This window comes from Methylocystis sp. NC52PC (assembly GCF_055698645.1).
This window is the reverse complement of the sequence record NZ_CP170127.1, coordinates 245,111-263,487: the sequence shown is the minus strand read 5'-3', so window position 1 is coordinate 263,487 and position 18,377 is coordinate 245,111. Positions and strand designations below refer to the sequence as shown.

At 59.8% G+C, this 18,377-nt stretch carries 20 protein-coding genes; 16 read left to right on the top strand and 4 right to left on the bottom strand.

Going from position 1 to position 18,377, the window contains the following annotated elements; genetic code table 11:
• Window positions 1-4 precede the first annotated feature (4 nt).
• From ACETII_RS02955 to ACETII_RS02925, 7 genes are read left to right on the top strand one after another with little or no spacing between them, the layout of a single operon-like run.
• Window positions 5-1,222: a 3-oxoacyl-[acyl-carrier-protein] synthase III C-terminal domain-containing protein gene (locus tag ACETII_RS02955; protein ID WP_472787040.1), complete on the top strand. Its 1,218-nt coding sequence runs from the start codon at window positions 5-7 to the stop codon at window positions 1,220-1,222.
• A gap of 2 nt (window positions 1,223-1,224) precedes the next feature.
• A complete protein-coding gene (locus ACETII_RS02950) occupies window positions 1,225-3,099 on the top strand; it encodes a 4'-phosphopantetheinyl transferase superfamily protein (protein WP_472787039.1) in 1,875 nt (624 codons plus the stop codon).
• Between the two features lie 26 nt (window positions 3,100-3,125).
• Window positions 3,126-3,599: a hypothetical protein gene (locus ACETII_RS02945; protein WP_472787038.1), complete on the top strand. Its 474-nt coding sequence runs from the start codon at window positions 3,126-3,128 to the stop codon at window positions 3,597-3,599.
• A 59-nt stretch (window positions 3,600-3,658) separates the two neighbouring features.
• A complete protein-coding gene (locus tag ACETII_RS02940) occupies window positions 3,659-4,867 on the top strand; it encodes an ABC transporter permease (protein ID WP_472787037.1) in 1,209 nt (402 codons plus the stop codon).
• Window positions 4,864-5,586 (top strand): ABC transporter ATP-binding protein, encoded by a 723-nt coding sequence (locus ACETII_RS02935; protein WP_472787036.1) that lies wholly within the window; start codon window positions 4,864-4,866, stop codon window positions 5,584-5,586. Before ACETII_RS02940 ends, ACETII_RS02935 begins: the two co-directional genes overlap by 4 nt.
• Window positions 5,583-6,710 (top strand): HlyD family secretion protein, encoded by a 1,128-nt coding sequence (locus tag ACETII_RS02930; protein ID WP_363349537.1) that lies wholly within the window; start codon window positions 5,583-5,585, stop codon window positions 6,708-6,710. The genes ACETII_RS02935 and ACETII_RS02930 overlap by 4 nt, the downstream gene beginning before the upstream one ends.
• A 30-nt stretch (window positions 6,711-6,740) precedes the next feature.
• On the top strand, window positions 6,741-8,093 hold the full coding sequence (locus tag ACETII_RS02925) for a glycosyltransferase (RefSeq protein ID WP_472787035.1): 1,353 nt from the start codon (window positions 6,741-6,743) through the stop codon (window positions 8,091-8,093).
• 48 nt (window positions 8,094-8,141) lie between these two features.
• Here ACETII_RS02925 and ACETII_RS02920 read toward each other — a convergent pair whose 3' ends face one another.
• Window positions 8,142-8,993 carry a DUF1236 domain-containing protein gene (locus tag ACETII_RS02920; RefSeq protein WP_472787034.1) on the bottom strand — a complete coding sequence of 284 codons (852 nt, stop codon included), beginning with the start codon at window positions 8,991-8,993 and terminating at the stop codon, window positions 8,142-8,144.
• 477 nt (window positions 8,994-9,470) lie between these two features.
• Between ACETII_RS02920 and ACETII_RS02915 the strand changes: the two genes are divergently transcribed.
• The gene (locus ACETII_RS02915; protein WP_363349534.1) at window positions 9,471-9,770 is read left to right on the top strand and encodes a hypothetical protein; all 300 of its coding nucleotides are present in this window, start codon (window positions 9,471-9,473) and stop codon (window positions 9,768-9,770) included.
• Between the two features lie 276 nt (window positions 9,771-10,046).
• Window positions 10,047-10,691: a YoaK family protein gene (locus ACETII_RS02910; RefSeq protein ID WP_472787033.1), complete on the top strand. Its 645-nt coding sequence runs from the start codon at window positions 10,047-10,049 to the stop codon at window positions 10,689-10,691.
• Window positions 10,692-11,013: 322 nt separating this feature from the next.
• Here the strand turns inward: ACETII_RS02910 and ACETII_RS02905 are convergent, their stop codons facing one another.
• A complete protein-coding gene (locus ACETII_RS02905) occupies window positions 11,014-11,136 on the bottom strand; it encodes a hypothetical protein (RefSeq protein ID WP_363349532.1) in 123 nt (40 codons plus the stop codon).
• A gap of 219 nt (window positions 11,137-11,355) precedes the next feature.
• Here ACETII_RS02905 and ACETII_RS02900 point away from each other — a divergent pair, with 219 nt between their 5' ends.
• Window positions 11,356-11,724: an H-NS histone family protein gene (locus ACETII_RS02900; RefSeq protein WP_472787032.1), complete on the top strand. Its 369-nt coding sequence runs from the start codon at window positions 11,356-11,358 to the stop codon at window positions 11,722-11,724.
• Between the two features lie 133 nt (window positions 11,725-11,857).
• The gene (locus tag ACETII_RS02895; protein ID WP_472787031.1) at window positions 11,858-13,477 is read left to right on the top strand and encodes an ABC-F family ATP-binding cassette domain-containing protein; all 1,620 of its coding nucleotides are present in this window, start codon (window positions 11,858-11,860) and stop codon (window positions 13,475-13,477) included.
• Between the two features lie 39 nt (window positions 13,478-13,516).
• Here ACETII_RS02895 and ACETII_RS02890 read toward each other — a convergent pair whose 3' ends face one another.
• Together ACETII_RS02890 and ACETII_RS02885 are read right to left on the bottom strand one after the other, a co-directional pair.
• On the bottom strand, window positions 13,517-14,074 hold the full coding sequence (locus tag ACETII_RS02890; protein WP_363349529.1) for a PAS domain-containing protein: 558 nt from the start codon (window positions 14,072-14,074) through the stop codon (window positions 13,517-13,519).
• Window positions 14,075-14,303: 229 nt separating this feature from the next.
• Complete coding sequence (locus ACETII_RS02885; protein WP_472787030.1) at window positions 14,304-16,205, bottom strand: ABC transporter ATP-binding protein; 1,902 nt, start codon at window positions 16,203-16,205, stop codon at window positions 14,304-14,306.
• A gap of 371 nt (window positions 16,206-16,576) precedes the next feature.
• On the opposite strand from ACETII_RS02885, the gene ACETII_RS02880 reads away from it, so the two are divergent.
• The 5 genes from ACETII_RS02880 to ACETII_RS02860 are packed head-to-tail and all read left to right on the top strand — an operon-like array spanning window position 16,577 to window position 18,181.
• Entirely contained in the window at window positions 16,577-17,122 is a 546-nt protein-coding gene (locus ACETII_RS02880) for a KGG domain-containing protein (RefSeq protein ID WP_472787029.1), read from the top strand.
• Between the two features lie 46 nt (window positions 17,123-17,168).
• On the top strand, window positions 17,169-17,366 hold the full coding sequence (locus ACETII_RS02875) for a hypothetical protein (RefSeq protein WP_472787028.1): 198 nt from the start codon (window positions 17,169-17,171) through the stop codon (window positions 17,364-17,366).
• 30 nt (window positions 17,367-17,396) lie between these two features.
• Window positions 17,397-17,597 carry a hypothetical protein gene (locus tag ACETII_RS02870; protein WP_363349525.1) on the top strand — a complete coding sequence of 67 codons (201 nt, stop codon included), beginning with the start codon at window positions 17,397-17,399 and terminating at the stop codon, window positions 17,595-17,597.
• A gap of 36 nt (window positions 17,598-17,633) precedes the next feature.
• Entirely contained in the window at window positions 17,634-17,852 is a 219-nt protein-coding gene (locus ACETII_RS02865; RefSeq protein ID WP_363349524.1) for a hypothetical protein, read from the top strand.
• Window positions 17,853-17,866: 14 nt separating this feature from the next.
• Window positions 17,867-18,181, top strand: coding sequence for a DUF5789 family protein (locus tag ACETII_RS02860; RefSeq protein WP_363349523.1), 315 nt, complete (start codon window positions 17,867-17,869; stop codon window positions 18,179-18,181).
• Window positions 18,182-18,377 lie beyond the last annotated feature (196 nt).

The window sequence follows — 18,377 nt, the reverse complement described above, 5'->3', positions numbered from 1 at the left end:
CACTATGTCTCAATTTGCTCCCATTCTGACAGGGTTCACGCCAATCCGGCTCGCTGACCCGACCCCCCAAGGCATGAGCTTGGAAATTTCGGCCTACGCATTTGCGAAGTCTCAATTCCGAAAGCGGGAGCACGAGGACGGAGTCGAGTTCTCCAGCGTCTACAAAGATGTACGTCAGAAATTCTTAAATTACGCACTTCCTCAGGACGTCATCAAGCGTCGGCAACTGGTTTTCTTTCCCAAGCTTTCGGACATAAAGTTCGACAATGGGCAATTCAGCTTGAACGAACCGGAGCACGATTATCTCAAGCTGTTTGATAATTATGAAGATCTAACACCGAAGGACATCAAGGCTCGACATGGCAGCTATGCGAAAGTGGTTGGAGACTGCTTGGACGAAATGTACTCCGGCGTCGATGAAGCGCCGGACGACCTCATCCATGTCACCTGCTCCGGCTATCTCGCTCCGAGCCCAGTCGAGCGGATGGTGTCTCGCAGGGAATGGTTCAACACGACAGTAACGCACAGTTACCATATGGGTTGTTACGGGGCCTTTCCGGCGATCAAGATGGCCCATGGATTCCTTTCATCTTCCCGGTTCAGCGTAACGCCGCCAAAAGAGCGGGTGGATATCGTTCACAGCGAGCTCTTGTCCGCACATTGCGATACAGCTGAGCTCAGGGCCGAAAATATAATAACGATGACGTTATTTGCTGACGGCTTCATCAAATACTCCGTCGTGGACGAAGAATGGATAAATCAGCGTGGCCAGCCCGGGCTAAAAATTCTAGCCTTCAACGAGCATCTTCTGCCCAATTCCGCAGACGACATGACATGGGTGCCGGGCTCTACACGCTTCCATATGACGCTTTCAGTGATGGTTCCGGTCATCATCAAACAGTCGGTTCGTCCCTTCGTCGAAAACCTGTTCCGACGCATCAATCTTGATTATGAACAGGAGAGAGAGAGGCTCATGTTCGCCATTCATCCTGGCGGCCCCAAGATAGTGGAGCACATTCAGGAAAGTCTTGGTCTTACAGATGATCAGGTCGCGATCAGTCGTTCCATTTTCGTCGAAAACGGCAACATGTCGTCTGCGACGGTGCCTCATATCTTGAAGGAAATTTTAGAGGAACCTTCGATTACGCGTGGGACGCGGGTCGTCTGTCTCGGTTTTGGCCCAGGGCTAACTGCGACCGGACTTATCGTGGAAAAAGTATGACTATGGGAAAGCACGACCCGACCGATCTGACCCTCGGAGATGCGACCGCCTCCGTCGACATTTCCGGTCGTTCCCTGGTTGGCGCTTCGCCGCTCGTGAGCCGGGTGCTCGAGGCAGAACAACAAACAGGAGATTTCGAATCGGCTGGATTCGGGGCCTCGCGCATTGGAGCCCCTGACGATCTGGAACAAGAGAACTCCCCTGATGAAAGCCCAATCCTTCCATTCTTGGGGCCGGTCAAGCTTTATGAGCCGGGAAAGGCGATAAGATTCGATCGGCGACTCTGCTTGCAACGAGATCTCTATCTGGAAGATCACTCATTTGTGCACGCGCCAGGAGTAAAGCCCGCGTCATCGTGCCTGCCGGTATTACCAATGACCATGAGTCTAGAGGCGATGGCGGAAGCCGCCGCTTGCCTGGCCCCGGGGGAAGGATTGCTCGGCTTCGAGAACGTCACGGCGACTCGCTGGATCGAACTTGAAGACACTGACGCCACAAATCTCTCCTTCGCTGCGGACTTTGTTGGTCGAGACCCGTCCACGGGCATGGCGCGGATTAAGACGTCAATTTACGTCCCGGCCCAAAAGGCTCCCGCTATTGAAGCAACAGTCTTGTTCGGAAGCGACTACTGCGTTGGGCTCGATTTCGAATTCTCAGAGTTCGAGAATCCGCGGTCCTTTCCACAGTCTGGCGAGGCGCTTTACGCCGAAAGGCATATGTTTCATGGTCCAAGCTTCCAGTGCCTTCATGGCGAAATGATCGTTGCAGACAATGGCGCGATAGGCGACTTCGTGATCTTGTCATCGGAAAATCTTTTCGATTTTACGCGAAGCCCGCAACTCCTCGCGTGCCCGACTCTATTGGATGCCGTCGGCCAGTTCATCGGCGTTTGGGCTTTGGCTCATGAACGTTTCGCGTTTCCAATCGGTTTGGGTAGGCTGGAAATTTATTGCCCGACGCCACCGGTCGGCACGCTCACGCCGGTTCGGTTGGAAATTACAAACGATCAAGGAAAGATGCTCCAGGCGAATGTCGAGATCCAGGACGGCCGAGGCGGCGTCTGGATGAGGATCGCCGACTGGCGCAGTTGGAAATTCAAATGGCCTCGACGCATCGTTGACTTCCGTCGCTTACCTCATCGCTATCTTTTGAGTCGAGACGCGCCAATCGGCCCAAGTGCGCCCCAAAGCGTAATCTTGATGGTTTCGGACGAGGATTTGCGTGGTTTCGATCTCATGTTGCTCGCGCGTTATTACTTGGATGAAGTCGAATTTCAGCGTTACAAAGCCTTGAAGCGCTTTCCTGAACGCCAGCGACAGTGGCTCCTGGGGCGGGTCGTGGCCAAGGACGCCGTTCGGAAATGGGTCAGGAGCGATCTCTCTCAGGACTTTCTTCATCCGGCGGCCGTGCCTCTAAATTCCGACGATGGCGACGGACCGCCACGCGTAACCTTAGGCGCCGCGGGCGTTGCGCCGAAAATCTCTATAGCGCATTGCAATGATCGTGCGGCTGCGATAGCGCAGAGCGAGCCGGTCGGCGTGGATATTGAACAAATTAAAACCAGAGATGCAGCAGTGTTGGAAGCATTCATATGTGATCGTGAGCGGGACTTGCTTGCAGCTTTCAGTCCTGAGGAGTTCGACGTCTTGTGCACCAAATTATGGTGCGCCAAGGAGGCTGTCGCCAAGCTCCTTGGAGTTGGGATTGGAAGTTTGATGAAATCGCTCGAAGCGGTGCAGATCATGGAAAACGGGGAGATCATAATCATGGATCGGGCGCGCGCCCGCGTATATCCGGTTCAGACGTTCCGTGACGAAGATTATATCCTTGCATATGTGACGCAAGTGGCTGCTTCGGAGCAAGACGCCATGACCTGAACTATATCCAAGTTATGGAGGTAAATATGTACTTCCTGCCTGACGAAGAAATCGAGATCACTTGGATGCGGAACCCGACAAGCGAGATGTTAGAAGGGCATGCTTGGTATAATGATGCTTATTGCTTTTTCGAGTCGGAGCCGAGCGCGGATAATGAAAGAAAGCATCGGGGGATGGTCTACAAATTATACGCCTTGACGGGTCAAGCATTAGCGAACGAATTGGCCAGAGAGAAGCTCTTTGAGTTGAGCGAGGGGCCGTCTCGTTTGGCGAAGCTCGCGCCCTCGCTCGCGGTCGGTCTAGGAGATCGGCAAACCCCTGGTATCGTATTCATCGGCCGGTTTGTCGCATTGCCAAGCCAGGACCGCCGCCGAGCCGAGTCGGGCAGGCGTCTTCAATGGGCGCAAGACCGTATCGCGGACGCCATCCCGCCCGGACTGAGAGCGATTTTCTCGCGCGCGCGATCCCGTTCGCCCAAGCAAAATAAGCGCGTCGCCTGACAGAGCGGCGCGCCTCCTCAAAATATTTCTCATACGCAAGCGGTAGGTAAGGCGGTCCGATGTCATCCCGGAGTAGCGCACGGACCGTCCCCCTCGGATTCGATCGGCCCGACCGTTCGAGCAGAATCCGCCTGGGTCTGACGATATTAATTGCATGGCGTAACCTGATTCACGATCGGCTACGTTTTGCAGTCACTCTTGTCGGCATCGCCTTCTCAACTCTTCTCATCGGGATTCAGTTGGGAATGCTGTTAAATTTCATGCATACGACTTCCATAATCGTCGATCAGGCGGGCGCGGATCTATGGATTGCCGCTCCGCGCGCGCTGAGCGTTGATCTCGCAACCCCAATCCAGGAACGCAGAAGATTTCAGGCTCTTTCAGTGCCTGGAATCGAGCGGGCCGAATCGTATTTTTTGCACTTTAGCTTCTGGCAGAGGAGCGATGGTTTGCGGCAGACCGTCATCGTTATCGGGGTTGACCCAGATGCGGAGATGGGGCTTCCTCCGAATTTGGCGAAGGGTCCAAGCGTGAGAGAAGCGCTAGCCAGCCCGGACGGGGTCGTTATCGATGAGCTGTATGCGGAGAAATTAGGGGTAACCGGGCTCAATCAAGTCGCGGAAATAAACGATCGGCGCGCTCGAGTCGTCGGCTTTACCCGTGGAATGCGTACATTCACGCAATCGCCCTATGTGTTTACGTCTTTGCGAAATGGACGCCTATTTCTTCGTAAGTCGGATAATGACATTACCTATGTGCTGATAAAGCTGAAGAGCGGCGCCGATCAAAACGATGTTATTGCAAAGTTAAAGAATAAGATGCCTGATGTCGACGTTTTGACCGCGTCTGAGTTCTCGCGGCGGAGCGAGATGTATTGGCTTTTTACCACAGGCGCTGGCGCTACGATCATCGGTTCCGCGCTTCTCGCGCTGCTGGTTGGCATTGTGATCTCTGCGCAGACGCTCTACGCCAGCACCATGGATCGGCTCCCGGAATATGCGGTCATTCGAGCGATTGGCGGGCCTCGGTCATATCTTTACTCAATCGTTATCCAGCAGGCGGTAATTGGCGGAGCTTTGGGAAGCGTCCTGGGGCTGACCATTGTCGCCATCATCGTAGTTGTTGCCGAAAACCTAAGCTCCCGGCCAGAAGTTCCAATATGGCTCGGAATTCTCATCGGATGTCTTTCTATTGCAATGTGCGTCGGCGCATCCGTTGTTTCTCTTAGCAAAATAACCGCCATCGATCCGGTCAAGGTCTTCAGATGACACAGACCGTCCTCACTGCGGCGAATATTACCCATACTTACGAATTGGGCCCTCATCAGGTTACCGTGCTGCATGACATCAATATCGAGATCCGAGCTGGTGAGGTCCTGCTGCTTGCGGGACCGTCGGGGAGCGGGAAAACGACGCTTCTCCAGATCCTAGGCTGCCTTCTCAAGCCGACGTCGGGGCAGGTGATCGTCTGTGGTGAAAGGGCTTCGGGACGCGACAGCGAGGCTCTCGCGGCGCTGAGGTTGAGATACTTTGGCTTCGTGTTTCAAGCGTATAATTTGTTCCCTGTGCTGACAGCGACTGAGAACGTAATGGTGGCGCTAGACCTGCTGGGCGTCGGAAAGCAGCAAGCTATGGAGCGGGCGCGCGCCCTCTTGATAAAAGTCGGCCTGGGAGAACGGCTCGACTCATATCCTTCTCAATTGAGCGGCGGCCAGAGACAGAGGGTCGCCATAGCGAGATCCATGGCCGCCGGCCCGCCAATCTTGATGGCCGACGAGCCGACCGCGGCTCTCGATGCAGAGAGCGGGCAGAAGGCGATGCGGCTGTTTTGTGCTTTGGCGAAACAAAATCATGCAGTTGTGATCGTAACCCACGATCCACGAATTTTTCATTTGGCCGATCGTATTATACATTTAGAGGATGGCCGTATCACGCGCTGCGAGACTGCGCCCCGGCGCTGGCCGCACGAAAAGGAATCCGCCGGATGAAGCTCTCTAAAGGGACCGCGATTGCTATTGTCGTTGCCTTCTCAGCGGTAGCCTTATGGTTCGGCTTTGGAGGTACGCCCGAGGCGACGTCCGTAAACGCCACCTCGTCCAGAGCCTCCACGCCCGAGGTCACGCCGCACGTGGCCGTGGCGCCGGGTCTCATTGAGCCGTTGAACGAAGAGCGTGAGGTCGCCGCCGAAGCTAATGGGATTTTGAGAGAGGTGCGCGTCGAGGAAAACGATGAAGTGACGGCCGGCGAGGTGATCGCGATCGTGAACAACGCCGAGCAAGCCGCCCGTTTGGACTCGGCGCGCGCCGAACTGGCGCTGCGCCGGGCGGAATTGGACAAAACGGTTAACGGCGCGCGGCCCGAACAGCGGCGAGAGGCGCAGGCGGCGCTTTCAGAGGCGCATGCAGGTCTCGACTACGCTCGCCGGGAATACGACCGGCGGGCGCCTCTCGTAAAAAGCGGCGTTTCGCCGAAGGCAGTGTTGGACAAGGCCGCGTCAGATCTGGACGTAGCTAAAGCGCGGGCGGCTGCGGCGGCGGAAAAGCTTGCCGCTATTGAGGCGGGGTCCCGGAGCGAGGATATCGCCGCGGCTCAGGCTCATGTTGATCTAGCCAAAGCGAACGTTGCGCTGGCCTCGGCCTTACTGGATAAAACCCTCATCAGGTCGCCGATTTCTGGAATCGTATTGCGTCGAATGCGCTTGGGGGGCGAGTCCGTCTCTGCGACGCCTCCGACCCCGATAGCGATCGTCGGGAATATCAACGGCTTGCAGGTGAGAGCGGAGGTGGACGAGACGGACGCGGCGCGTGTCAAAGTTGGGCAACGCGTCGAAATTCTAGCGGATGCTTTTCCTGGTAAAAAGTTCCGCGGAACGGTCTATCGGGTCGCCTCCCGAATGGGCGCAAAGCAAATTCAGACTGGCCGTCCTGCGGACAAACTCGACGCCAAGATCCTTCAAGCCTTCATTCATCTTGATCCAAATGTGAGGGCGCCGATCGGCCTTCGCGTAGATGCGTATTTCTTAACTCCTGCTCCTCCTCTTGGCGAACGTCCCCTAGCAAAGCAAAGGATGTCCCATGAAAGGACCGAGGCCTCCGTGGCGGGCTCTCGCTGACTAAATGACTTAACGGTCCGGAGAGAACCGATGCAACGCGCGCAGGAAACCGTGAGGATTGTGATAAGCACGGTCTTCCAAGACGCCGGGGACGCAACCCGCGCCATCGAGATTGCGCTCGGTCTGAGAAAATACGCGCCCGCGGACATTGACTACGACATCATATTCATTTCTCGCGGCAGCCGGTTCGAGAAGAAAGTTCTCGATCTCGGGTTCAAGATTCATCACGCCGAGCCGAGAACGAAAGGCGTTGGAGAGCGCCACGATTACAAAATGACCGAAAGTAATTTTATTGGCGACAAGGCGCTCGCTAAGGCATTGATAGAGGGTGAAATTTCAGCATATCAGCGCCTTCGGCCAAATGTCGTGCTCTATGGCTTCTGGCCCATGGCGGGCATTGCCTATAGGATGCTGGAGCAAGATATTCTCGGAATCTGTTATGTACCCATTCCCCTTACGACAGAACAAATGTTGGATGTGATCAAGGAAGTTCCAGAGGACGCGCCTCTCGGAAACTTGCTTCCTCCGCCAATTCGAAAAGCCGTTTTCAGGATGGTCCCGCGAGCGATTAAGAAGCGTTGTCCGCCGTTGCGGCAACCGAATATCTTGTGGGCGGCGCGTCAGGTGGGATGGAAAAAGCCTCTCGTAAACATATTCGACCTTTTGAAAGCCGATCTCACAATTGTTAACGATTTTCCGGATTTTTATGGTTCGGGCGGTTTTTCCTCCGATATCGTATTCACAGGTCCTGTGTTTTCGCGATCCGAGAAAGACACATGCGTGGACGCTTCGATAAGGGACATATTCCAGGACTCCAGTAAGCTCAGGCTATTTTGCACGCTCGGCAGTTCCGGCCTGAAAGGCCAGTTACTGGAAATCGTCAAGGCATTCACCTTCGGTATCGGCAGAAACTGGTCGGGGGTGGTTCTTTCGCCGGAGTCCGTTTGCCCGATCGATGAGGCGAGATCGGTTCTTGGAGACAGGGAGAACGTTTATATTACGGACAAGTTTGTCCCAGCGGAAGCCGTCAATGCAATGGCGGATATCGTCATCTGTCATGGCGGGCAGGGAACGCTACAGACCGCGATCTGTTCGGGCACCCCGCTTGTCGGCGTGGCCGCCCAGGCTGAGCAATTCGTGAATCTTGCCAATATCGAAGCGAGCGGATCCGGCATTCATATTCCGAGGAGTAAATGGACCGCCGCGAACATACAGAAAGCGGTCCAGCAAATTGTTGAAAGCGAGCGCTTTGGAAAAGCTGCCAAAGACCTTGGCCAGCGCATGTCCGCCATGGACGGGCAGAGAAACAGCGCTGAAGCAATATGGCGAGCTATTGCTTTGAAACGCGCCGGCAAGGCGAGTTGTCTCGAGAACGTTCCCTAGAGGGCCTCCAAGCCGAAAGCGAAATTACAAACTTCGCAAGGCCGACAGTTACACCGTCGGCCCGCCAAAGACGGCGACGACCTGCCTTGCTGCGGGTTCAACGACAAGGATGCGGCGGCCGGCGACGATAAACTTGTAGCCGCCAAGTTTTGGCTCCTGCCGGACGAGCCTGCGAGGGAAGGTTGAGAGGCGCACGTTGGGCGGGACATGCGCGCCCACTTCGATCGGAAGCGCGTTCCCTTTCAGTTTAGCTGACCGCCAATCGCCGACTGCGGCGAAAACGGCGAGTTCGCGTTCGCGAGAAAGCTGAAAGTCTTGCCGAGCGATGTTGGATTTCTCTTCGTCGCCCTGCTCTCCAGCGAGTTCGCCTGGCGCACGTGAAGAAGGCGATGCGGCGGCTTCCGATTTCGTCCCGGGAGCCGGGGGCTTTATTTCGGAGAGAAAGTCTTTGGAAGCATAAAGAGGCGGCTCTCTCGCCGGTTCGGTGTTTTGGGCGTGTTCATGGACCTGTGCGGATGGCGGCGCGGGTTCAGACCGATTCGTGTCCGTTGCAGTGAATAAATAGGCGGCGAGCGCGAGGGCGCCGAGCTGTGCCGCAATCACGCCGAGTTGAGGGACAGTGGGGTTGCTCTCTCTGTCTCCGTCTTCGAGCGCCTTGGCCTCGAGAAGACGGGCTTGGCCTTGCTCGGCTGCGCGCTGAGCGCTTTTTGCGACCGCGGCTGCCGCGGCCGCAAAGGCAATCAGCGCATCCCGCGACGCCTGCGCGCCGCAGTCCTGAATGGCGCCATTGAAAGTGAGATTTTCGTCAATTGAACGCAGGGAAATTCTGCGACGCATCAGGTCGCGAATCGCGTCGGATATTTCTGCGTAACTTGCGCCGAGCGCGCCCACGCTGCTCACGACCAGCGTATCTCCGGCTCCTAGCCTCTTATGCGCCGCTTTGCTGAGACGCCGCGCATCGTCATCCTGTGCGCCGAGGGCCTGATCGATTGTAATGCCCATCGCTTCAGCACGGCGCCATTCGCGTGCGAGCCGTTGGCCAAGTTGAGGCGCAGGCGCTTCATAGAGGTATGTCGTCACTTCCGTTCCGGCTTTTGCAGATCGGGCTCACAACAAATAGGTTCTATGGCGCTCATGGCACGCTGTCCGTTACTTGCGGGAGGGTTGTTTTTTCTCCAGGGGCCGCGCGACGCTCAAGCGCCCTCGATTGGCAAGCTCAAGGTCTAGCTTATTCGTCTGTCCTCTTGGGCGCCCCACCCCCTCCTTTTGGGCAAAAGCGTGTCCAACGCTGGCCAAAATGGCGCCTATCGAGACCTGCGCCGGCGGGGTAGGTAGTCTTCGAAGCTTGTTGAAGCTTCCCCTCCGGAGGAATTATTAATGAAAAAACTTCTTCTCGTTTCGGCCGCTGTGGCCCTGTCCACCAACTTCGCCTTCGCCCTCGACATCAGCCAGTCGCTGAAGCTCAACCAGACGATCGGCGATACCTCGAAGGGCGGCTTCGCCCTGAACAAGTCCTTCCTCGTGCAGGCGCAGGTTCCGGTCAACAGCACCACCGGCAAGGTTTCGCAGAGCGCTGAGCTCGGCCAGAAGATCGGCGACACCTCCAAGGGCGGCGACGCGATCAACAAGAACGTCGTGATCCAGGCTCAGGTCCCGCTGAACTTCGGCGCTCCGTGAGACTTGCTCACCTCGATGCTTAAAAAGGTCGCGGTCTGAACAGGCCGCGACTTTTTCTTATGAAGCTTCCCTGCGGCGGGAGAGCGTCTTGCGAAGGCGGCTCGCCGCAAGCTGTCAACGGCGAACCGCCCCCTCCGGGCGCTTCCAATAAGAAACCCGGCGTCACAAGCTTGACATAGAGCGGCCGGCAACGCTACCGCCAAGACGGCCGCGTCACAACAGCCGCTAGCAAAAACTTTGTCGAGGGAGGCTGAACTGCCGAGCAAGACATTGCCTGTGCTGCTCAGCGTCATCGCGGGAGCGACGGATACTATTTGCTTCCTGGGTTTGAACGGTCTCTTTACGGCTCACATCACTGGAAATGTCGTGGTGTTGGCCGCCAATTTGGTCACCGGCAAACCTGCGGTGGCGTCTTATCTTCTCTCCATCCCAGTCTTCATGTTCGTACTTTATATGACGCGTATGCTGGCGATCCACTTTGAAAGGATCGGCCTTCCTCCGCTGCGGCCGCTGCTATTCATCCAACTGCTGTTTCTCGTCGCCTGCCTGGAAATCTCGGTCTTCGACGGATCTAGGCTTCATCCCCAGTCTGTCGCAATGCTCCTGGCCGGCATGTCCGCCGTTTGCGCTATGGCGGTCCAAAATGCGCTCGCTCAGATCGCGTTCAAGAAGGTCCCCTCGACCGCAGTGATGACGACCAACGTCACGCATTTCGTTCTGGACCTGACGGAGCTCGTGCACGCGCGCGACGAAGCGGATTACGCCGCCGCCCGCGACCGCGCCTTACGGACGCTGCCCGTCATCGCCGGCTTCGTCCTCGGATGTGCGCTTGGCGCGATCTACCAAGCCGCGGCAGGTTTGTGGTCGCTGAGCCTGCCGACGAGCCTCGCGCTTATCGCGCTCCTCATCGCAGAGATGTAGAGTTCTTCCACGCAAAACGCCCGCGCGAGGGCGCGGGGCGTTCTCTGCGCCAGCGGCAGGCTATCCCAGTCGCGGTCGCGATCTCGATCGCGCATGCTGTAGTCGCGATCATAATCGCGCCAGCCGGCGCGTTCATGCGCCGGCGCGATGCTCGGAAGCGCGAGAACGCCGCCCAACAACGCCGCGCAGAGGGACAGTTTACGAAGCATGCCAATTCCTCCCCTGGTGAGGTCAGTTCCATCGCGGGGAACTTCGTCCAGGACCAAATAGGGGCGATTATGGTTTTGCGAGCTCGGCGGCGCGTTCTTTGGGCGCTGTCGCGTCAGCCGCGGTCGGCGAGCCACTCCTTGGTCTGAGGACTCTGCTCGAGCGCGCCCCAGGAGACGCCGACGGCCAGGCCTGTCAGCACGATCAAAGCGATGCGAATGCGGCGAAGAACGGCCATGGCCGCGCCCCTTTCTGTCACATGCAGTTGATCGGGAAATGGCCCCGCGACGCCGCGTCGGCAAGCACGGCGCCGTCGTCCGCGAAGGGGAATGGCTGGGAGAAAGGCTCCCTCAAGGGCTAAATCGCCCAGATGCGGCCGCCTCCGGCTGGAAACGCTTGATTTCGGCGCGGCCTCGAATAGGAAGGGCGGGTGAGGCCACCAAGAGAAAAGCCCAAGATGAGTGACGAGTTCGCCAGCCTGTCCGACCTTGAAGTTCTTTCGCTGATCCATCGCGCCAATGAGGAGCTGGCGCGCCGCAAGGAGGCGCACAGGGAAAACCTTCGGGCGGACATCGAGCAAAAGCTCAGGAACGCCGGCCTCGACCTCACCGATCTCTTTCCCGAGATCGAGGGCAAGCCCGCGCGGGAAAAGAAATCCGCCGAGCGGGCGAACAGCAAGGCCGTCGCCGCCAAATATCGAAACGCCGCCAGCGGCGACACCTGGTCGGGTCGTGGCGCGCATCCGCCGCAATGGGTGAAGTCGATCCTGATCGAGCGCGGCTGGTCCATCGAGGAATTCAAGGCCTCGGACGAATTTCTGGCTTGAGCCAGCATCTGGCTTCGCCCAGGTCACACACGCCCTCCCGGCGCTTGCGCTGAGCTCGCCGGGCCGCTGCGCCCAATCGGCCGGCGACGCGCCGTCCCGCCGTTAGGTCGCTTTTTTTCCCTCCGGAAAGCCAATGATACGCGTCGAAAACGTCAGCAAGCAAAACGGATCGCAGATCCTCTTCATCGAAGCTTCGGCGGCTCTCTTGAAAGGCGAGAAGACAGGCCTCGTCGGCCCCAACGGCGCCGGCAAAACGACCCTGTTCCGCATGATGACCGGACAGGAGCAGCCCGATGAGGGCCAGGTCTCGGTCGAGCGGGGCGCCACCATCGGCTATTTCAGCCAGGATGTCGGCGAAATATCCGGCCGCAGCGTGGTGACCGAGGCGATGGACGGCGCCGGTCCGGTCAGCGCCGTGGCGGCCGAACTGAAGGCGCTGGAAGCCGCCATGGCCGACCCCGACCAGGCCGACGATATGGACGAAATCATCTTGCGCTACGGCGAAGTTCAGGGCCGTTTCGAGGAGCTCGACGGCTATGCGCTGGAAGGCCGCGCGCGCGAAGTGCTCGCGGGGTTGAACTTCTCGCAGGAGATGATGGACGGCGACGTCGGCGCTCTGTCGGGGGGATGGAAGATGCGCGTGGCGCTCGCCCGCATCCTGCTCATGCGCCCGGATGTGATGCTGCTCGACGAGCCGAGCAACCATCTCGACATCGAAAGTCTCATCTGGCTGGAGGAGTTTCTGAAAGGATACGACGGCGCGCTGCTCATGACCTCGCATGACCGCGAATTCATGAACCGCATTGTCAACAAGATCATTGAAATCGACGGCGGCGCGTTGACGACCTATGCCGGGAATTACGAGTTTTACGAGCAGCAGCGCGCGCTCAGCGACAAGCAGCAGCAGGCGCAGTTCGAGCGTCAGCAGGCGATGCTCGCCAAGGAAATCAAATTCATCGAGCGATTCAAGGCCCGCGCTTCCCACGCCGCGCAGGTCCAGAGCCGCGTGAAGAAGCTCGAGAAAATCGAAAGGGTCGAGCCGCCGCGCCGCCGCCAGACCATTCTCTTCGACTTTCCGCCCGCCCCGCGTTCGGGCGAGGACGTGGCGAGCCTCAAGAATGTCCACAAGAGCTACGGCGCGCGCCGCATCTATGAGGGTCTCGACTTTGCGGTGCGGCGGCGGGAGCGCTGGTGCGTGATGGGCGTCAATGGCGCGGGAAAGTCCACTCTGCTCCGGCTCGTCGCCGGCGCGGCGCGGCCGGACGTCGGCGAGGTGACGATCGGCGCCAGCGTTAAAATGGGTTATTTCGCGCAGCACGCCATGGAGTTGCTCGACGGCGAGCGGACGGTCTTCGAGACGCTCGAGGACGCCTTTCCGCAGGCCGGGCAGGGATCGCTGCGCACGCTCGCCGGCTGCTTCGGCTTTTCGGGGGACGACGCGGAGAAGAGGTGCCGCGTCCTGTCTGGCGGCGAAAAAGCGCGGCTCGTCATGGCGAAGATGCTCTACGATCCGCCGAATTTCCTTGTTCTCGACGAGCCGACGAACCATCTCGACCTTGCGACCAAGGAAATGCTCATTGCGGCGCTCGCCGGCTATGAGGGCGCGATGCTCTTCGTCTCGCATGACCGGCGCTTCCTCGCGGCGCTCTCCAACCGGGTGTTGGAGCTTACGCCCGAGGGGCTTCACAAGTACGAGGGCGGATATACGGAATATGTCGCGCGCACGGGCCACGAGGCGCCCGGGCTGCATTAGCGGCGAACCCTCCCCACAAGGGGGGAGGAATTCGTCGCCTTAGGCGCAAACGGCCTTCCCGCCCTCGTGCAACACGAGCCGCGGACGTCCGAGCAAGGCGTTTTCCTCTGAGCCGATGACGCGCAGAGACTGGACATGCAGCCGGCGAACCGGCATGCGTCCGAGCCAGTCGGGGTCATTGGCGGGGGCGAAGGAGCCCAGCACGAGGGAATGCGTGCGGCCGAAATGGCGCAGCGGCAGGAGCAGGACCTCCAGATCCAGCCGCGGCAGATCGCCGGCGCCGCTGCGCGCGCCCATGATCACGGGACGCGCCTCATCGGTCACGGCGGCGAACGCCGAGACGACGGCGGCGCGATCGCGCTCGTCCCAGAATTCCAGGAAGGAGCGCCCCTTTTGCTCCCCCAGCCACAAGGCGTTGATGCGGGTGCCGCACATTTTCATCGGGAAGCGGCCGGCGTGGTCGAAGTGCACGATGAACACATTGGCGAGCAGACGCCGGATGGCGGTAAATTCTATGTCGTTGCGCTCCGGCGCGAGACGGGCGCCCTTCAGGCTGCGCCAATAGTCGTGGAGTTCTTTCGAGACCAGCTGCTTCATGTCCTGCTCCTGCCCGAGCAATGCCGTCTCTTCTCGCCTCCCAAGGGTCGAAGCGGCGGCGTGGTTATCGAGGGATTACCCTGTGGCCGGAATTGTTAGCGGGCAGCTCTCACCAGACGTTTATCCGGACGACTAAAATTGTCGGCGTCTGAAGTTAAAGAGCATTCCGGCTTCGATAAATTGTCAAGCTACAGATACAACCTGCGCGGGAAGCGCCAGGCAACCAGCGTTAACTGACGCGCTTCTTCGCCCTCCGGCGCGGCGCGCCGGCCGCGAAGCGGCGCGCCGGCTCCGGGGGCGTTTCGCTCGCTTCCTGGCGCCACAGGCGGGCGTAGACGCCATTAAGGGCGAGGAGCTCGCGATGTGTCCCGCGCTCGACGATGCGGCCCGCGTGCATCACGAAGACGCGGTCGCATTCCACGACCGAGTTCAGCCTGTGCGTGACGAGCAGGATCGTACGGCGTCGTTTCAGACGATGCAGCGTCTCCGTGAGCAGCGCTTCGTTTTGGGGATCGAGCGCGCTCGTCGGCTCGTCGAGTACGAGGAAGGGCGCTTCGCTCAACAGCGCTCTGGCGATGGCGAGCCTCTGACGCTGCCCGCCGGAGAGATTCGCGCCGCCTTCGCTGAGCATGGCGTCATAGGCGTCGGGAATCGCTTCGATGAATTCCGCCGCCCCCGCCAGCGCCGCCGCCTCCTCGATGTCCGCCCGACTGGCGGCGGGACGCCCATAGGCGATATTCTCGGCGACGCTTGCCGGCAGCATGAAGGCGTCTTGCGTCACGAAGGCGAAATGCGCGCGCAGATCGGCCAACCGCACGTCGCGAATGTCGACGCCATCGAGCCGCAACGCGCCCTCGAGCGGATCGTGGAATCGCAGCATCAGCCTGAGCAGGGAGCTCTTGCCGGTCCCGCTCGGACCGACGAAGGCCGCCATTTCGCCCGGCGCGATGGTCGCGGTGAGGTCGTTCAGCACCAGGCGGCCCGGCAGATAGCCGAAGGAGAGATGGTCGAGCGTCAGTCGACGCGGCGCCGCAGGCAGCGGCCGCGCATCCGGCGCGTCCTTGATCGACTCCGGCGTATCCAGCACGAAAAACACGCGCCTTGCGGCGGCCTCGAATGTCCGCACCTTCGAGAAAAACTCGGCAAGCCATTTGAGCGGATCCCATAGCTTGCGCAAATAGTCCATGAAGATCATCAGCGCGCCGACGGTCATGCCGTCGGCCACAGGCGCGAGAAACTGGTCCCGGTAGACGAGCCAGCCGCCATAACCGAGAATGATGGCGGCGCCGAGCGACAGGATGAGGTCGCGCGCCAGCGGATAGAGCTGCTCCTGCCAATTGAGGCGCAGGAGCGCGTTCACGCTGCGCAGGACAGCTTGCTGAAAGCGCTCGAATTCAGAGGGTTCGCGGCGGAACGCCTGCGCCAGCGGCACGCGCGCCATCGCCTGCTGAATATGCGCCGTAAGGTCCGCGTCGATTTGCTTCGACTCGAGCGCGCGCTTGTGGATTTTCAAGCCGAACCGCCAGTTGCTCCACACGATCAGCGGCGCCACCGAATAGGCGGCGAAGGTGAGCGGCGGGCTGCGGGACAGAAGGATGGCGGTCATGACGGTGAGCGTGACGGCCGCGACAGACGAGCCGATGATGATGTCGATAATGCCCCACGGGCCGAAAGCGTCCGTGGTGAGGCGATAAATGGAATCGCCCTGCGGACGCGACTGGTGGTAGCCGAGATCGAGCCTTTGCAGCTTGCCGAAAAGATCGGCGCGGACGCGCGTCGTCCCCCAGTAATTGAGGTAAAAATTGATCATCATCCGGGCCATCCAGGCCGAATAACCGATGACCTGCAGCAGCAGGCCGATGATCACGAGGCCGAGAATCTGGCCAGGCCGGTCGGGCGGCAGCAAGGCTAGGAAGTAGACGTGCAGCCAGCCGGTTTTCGGCTCGTGCGTCAGGACGGTGTCGACGAGAATGGCGAGCGGCCAGGCTTCCAGCAGGCCGACGCCGACAGAGACGCCAATGAGCGCCACGAGCGTCGCGATCCAGGGCCAGTCGGGTGCAAAATAGCCGTAAGCTCTCTGATAGGCGGCGAGCTTGTTGCTCTGGCGCGGCGCGTCGGCGGTCGGGCTCATGGCGCCTTAACGCGCGAGGCCTGCAAAAGATCGGGGGCGGCGCCGTCCCGCGGCCGGCGTTTTCCCTGTTGGCGCAAGGCGAAGCGGCTTGTCAGCCCGTCAGATGTCGAGACCAAGCGTCAAATCGTCGCTTGCGCGCCGAGCTGACGCCGTTTTTCGCACGGGCTTAAGGGGCTCTCTTTTACGCAAGCCCATGTTTTTCTTGAGGGTGCAGATCGAGCCCCTCTAGGTGTTCGTACGTACTTCCCATGCTCGGCGCGCAAACGATCTAGCGCTGATCGCCTCGATGGTCTGGCGACGGGCGACCGGCGTTTCGGAGGCTGAAACGCCGGCGTCCGAGCACCCAGGCGAAAGGCCGCTCGGCACGGACAATGGCGCTGGCCGGCAGGCGGCCCTCGGGGCCCGGAACATGCGCTCGGGCGTTCGTTTCGGCAGGGGCCCGCAAGGTTCCCGAACTCCAGCGCGAGGTTGAATGGGAGGTCACTATGGCCCGCACACATGGTACGGAAGGCGAAAAAGGCTCTCAGAAGGCCAAGGGCACGATGACGGTTCAGGAAGCCGGCCGGATGGGCGGCGAGATCCGCAAGGAAGAGCTCGGCCCCGAGGGCTACTCGGAAATCGGCAAGATGGGCGGCGAGGTCCGCAAGGAGCAGCTTGGCCACGAAGGTTATTCCGAGATGGGCAAGAAGGGCGGCGAGGCCCGCAAAGAGCAGCTTGGCCCAGAAGGTTATTCGGAACTCGGCAAGATGGGCGGCGAGGCGCGTAAAGAGCAGCTTGGCCCGGAAGGCTACTCGGAACTCGGCCATAAGGGCGGCCAGCGCGTGAAGCAGCTTATCGAAGAGGGCAAGCGCGCAGAAGGCGCCGGCGAAGAGGAAGAGGAAAGCGAGACCAAGGGCCGCGGCAAACCGCGTCACTGAAGGCAGTCGCCCGACGGCGAGCGCGCTTGACTAAATGGAGAACGACATGGCGCAGCGACAGACTGGGCAGAAGCCGGGAAAATCCGGCGCAGGACAGATGACTGTCGAACAGGCCGGCCATCTCGGCGGCGAAAAAGGCGGCCAGAAGGGTGGCGAGCGCGTCAAGGAGCTCATCCAGGAAGGCAAGCGCGCCGAAGGCGCGGGCGGCGCGGGGAAGGGCGGCAAGTCGAAGTCGCGTCACTGAGCCGCCCGTTCTCGTCAACAGGAGGAGGCCATGCCGCAGAAGCGGACTGAACCGGAAAAGTCCATCAAGCGCGGTCAGATGACGGTCGAAGAGGCGGGGCGCCTCGGCGGCCACAAGGGCGGGCAGCGCGTGAAGGAGCTGATCAAGGAGGGTAAGCAAGCCGAGCGTGAGGACGCCGGCGAAGACCTCGAGAACATGGAAGACGAAGAAGAGGAGGACGGCGAAGCCTAACGCGATGGTTTCGCCGAAACGGCGAGAGGAAAAATCATGCCACAGAAACAGACAGGTTCGCAGGGTGGAAAATCGGCGCCCAAGGGGCCGATGACCGTGAAGGAAGCCGGCAAGATGGGCGGCGAAATCCGCAAGGAAGAGCTGGGGCCCGAGGGCTATTCCGAGCTCGGCCACAAAGGCGGACAGCGCGTGAAAGAGCTGATCGAGGAAGGCAAGCGCGCCGAGGGCTCGTCCGGCAAGGGCAAGAAGCACTAAAGCGGAGAAGCCTCATGCCTCGAACGACCGAAAACACGGGCGAGGGTCGCGGCAGCGGCCATAAAGGTCCCGCCAAGGGCTTCGCATTCGGCGTGGCGTCGGTGACGCAGGCGCTCCATGGGACGAGCTTCCCGATCTCCAAGGAAGATCTGATCCGCCAGCACGGCAAGGAAGAGGTCAACTGGACAAAGGACAGTTCCGAGCGCTTGGGCGACCTTCTGAAGGACGTGGACAAGGACGAGTTCCTGTCCGTCGCCGACGTTGCTTCGGCCGTCTCGGAAGCGCACAGGCAACAAGGCCAGGGCGAGGACGAGGACGAGGAAGAGTAGCGCCCTCGCTCGAGTGACCGTCGGCCAGAGGGGGGTCGGCGGGACTATCGAATTTTTCAAAGCGACCCATCGATTTATCGGGGCTGGAAACTTGACCGGGGCGAGCCCAGTTGAGATCAGCCGCGGCTCGTGGCCGTAAGTTTTTTCAGGAGGACACGGGATACATCTTGAGGGCTCCCACTAGCCGAAACGCGGC

Excerpts from the sequence above, each read along its gene's own strand:
- ACETII_RS02925 (WP_472787035.1), top strand. The coding sequence starts at position 6,741 with ATGCAACGCGCGCAGGAAACCGTGAGGATTGTGATAAGCACGGTCTTC.
- ACETII_RS02885 (WP_472787030.1), bottom strand. The coding sequence starts at position 16,205 with ATGAGCCCGACCGCCGACGCGCCGCGCCAGAGCAACAAGCTCGCCGCC.
- ACETII_RS02930 (WP_363349537.1), top strand. The coding sequence starts at position 5,583 with ATGAAGCTCTCTAAAGGGACCGCGATTGCTATTGTCGTTGCCTTCTCA.
- ACETII_RS02900 (WP_472787032.1), top strand. The coding sequence starts at position 11,356 with ATGAGTGACGAGTTCGCCAGCCTGTCCGACCTTGAAGTTCTTTCGCTG.
- ACETII_RS02875 (WP_472787028.1), top strand. The coding sequence starts at position 17,169 with ATGGCGCAGCGACAGACTGGGCAGAAGCCGGGAAAATCCGGCGCAGGA.
- ACETII_RS02915 (WP_363349534.1), top strand. The coding sequence starts at position 9,471 with ATGAAAAAACTTCTTCTCGTTTCGGCCGCTGTGGCCCTGTCCACCAAC.
- ACETII_RS02905 (WP_363349532.1), bottom strand. The coding sequence starts at position 11,136 with ATGGCCGTTCTTCGCCGCATTCGCATCGCTTTGATCGTGCTGACAGGC.
- ACETII_RS02880 (WP_472787029.1), top strand. The coding sequence starts at position 16,577 with ATGGCGCTGGCCGGCAGGCGGCCCTCGGGGCCCGGAACATGCGCTCGG.
- ACETII_RS02895 (WP_472787031.1), top strand. The coding sequence starts at position 11,858 with ATGATACGCGTCGAAAACGTCAGCAAGCAAAACGGATCGCAGATCCTC.
- ACETII_RS02890 (WP_363349529.1), bottom strand. The coding sequence starts at position 14,074 with ATGAAGCAGCTGGTCTCGAAAGAACTCCACGACTATTGGCGCAGCCTG.
- ACETII_RS02860 (WP_363349523.1), top strand. The coding sequence starts at position 17,867 with ATGCCTCGAACGACCGAAAACACGGGCGAGGGTCGCGGCAGCGGCCAT.
- ACETII_RS02945 (WP_472787038.1), top strand. The coding sequence starts at position 3,126 with ATGTACTTCCTGCCTGACGAAGAAATCGAGATCACTTGGATGCGGAAC.
- ACETII_RS02870 (WP_363349525.1), top strand. The coding sequence starts at position 17,397 with ATGCCGCAGAAGCGGACTGAACCGGAAAAGTCCATCAAGCGCGGTCAG.
- ACETII_RS02940 (WP_472787037.1), top strand. The coding sequence starts at position 3,659 with ATGTCATCCCGGAGTAGCGCACGGACCGTCCCCCTCGGATTCGATCGG.
- ACETII_RS02955 (WP_472787040.1), top strand. The coding sequence starts at position 5 with ATGTCTCAATTTGCTCCCATTCTGACAGGGTTCACGCCAATCCGGCTC.
- ACETII_RS02950 (WP_472787039.1), top strand. The coding sequence starts at position 1,225 with ATGGGAAAGCACGACCCGACCGATCTGACCCTCGGAGATGCGACCGCC.
- ACETII_RS02865 (WP_363349524.1), top strand. The coding sequence starts at position 17,634 with ATGCCACAGAAACAGACAGGTTCGCAGGGTGGAAAATCGGCGCCCAAG.
- ACETII_RS02935 (WP_472787036.1), top strand. The coding sequence starts at position 4,864 with ATGACACAGACCGTCCTCACTGCGGCGAATATTACCCATACTTACGAA.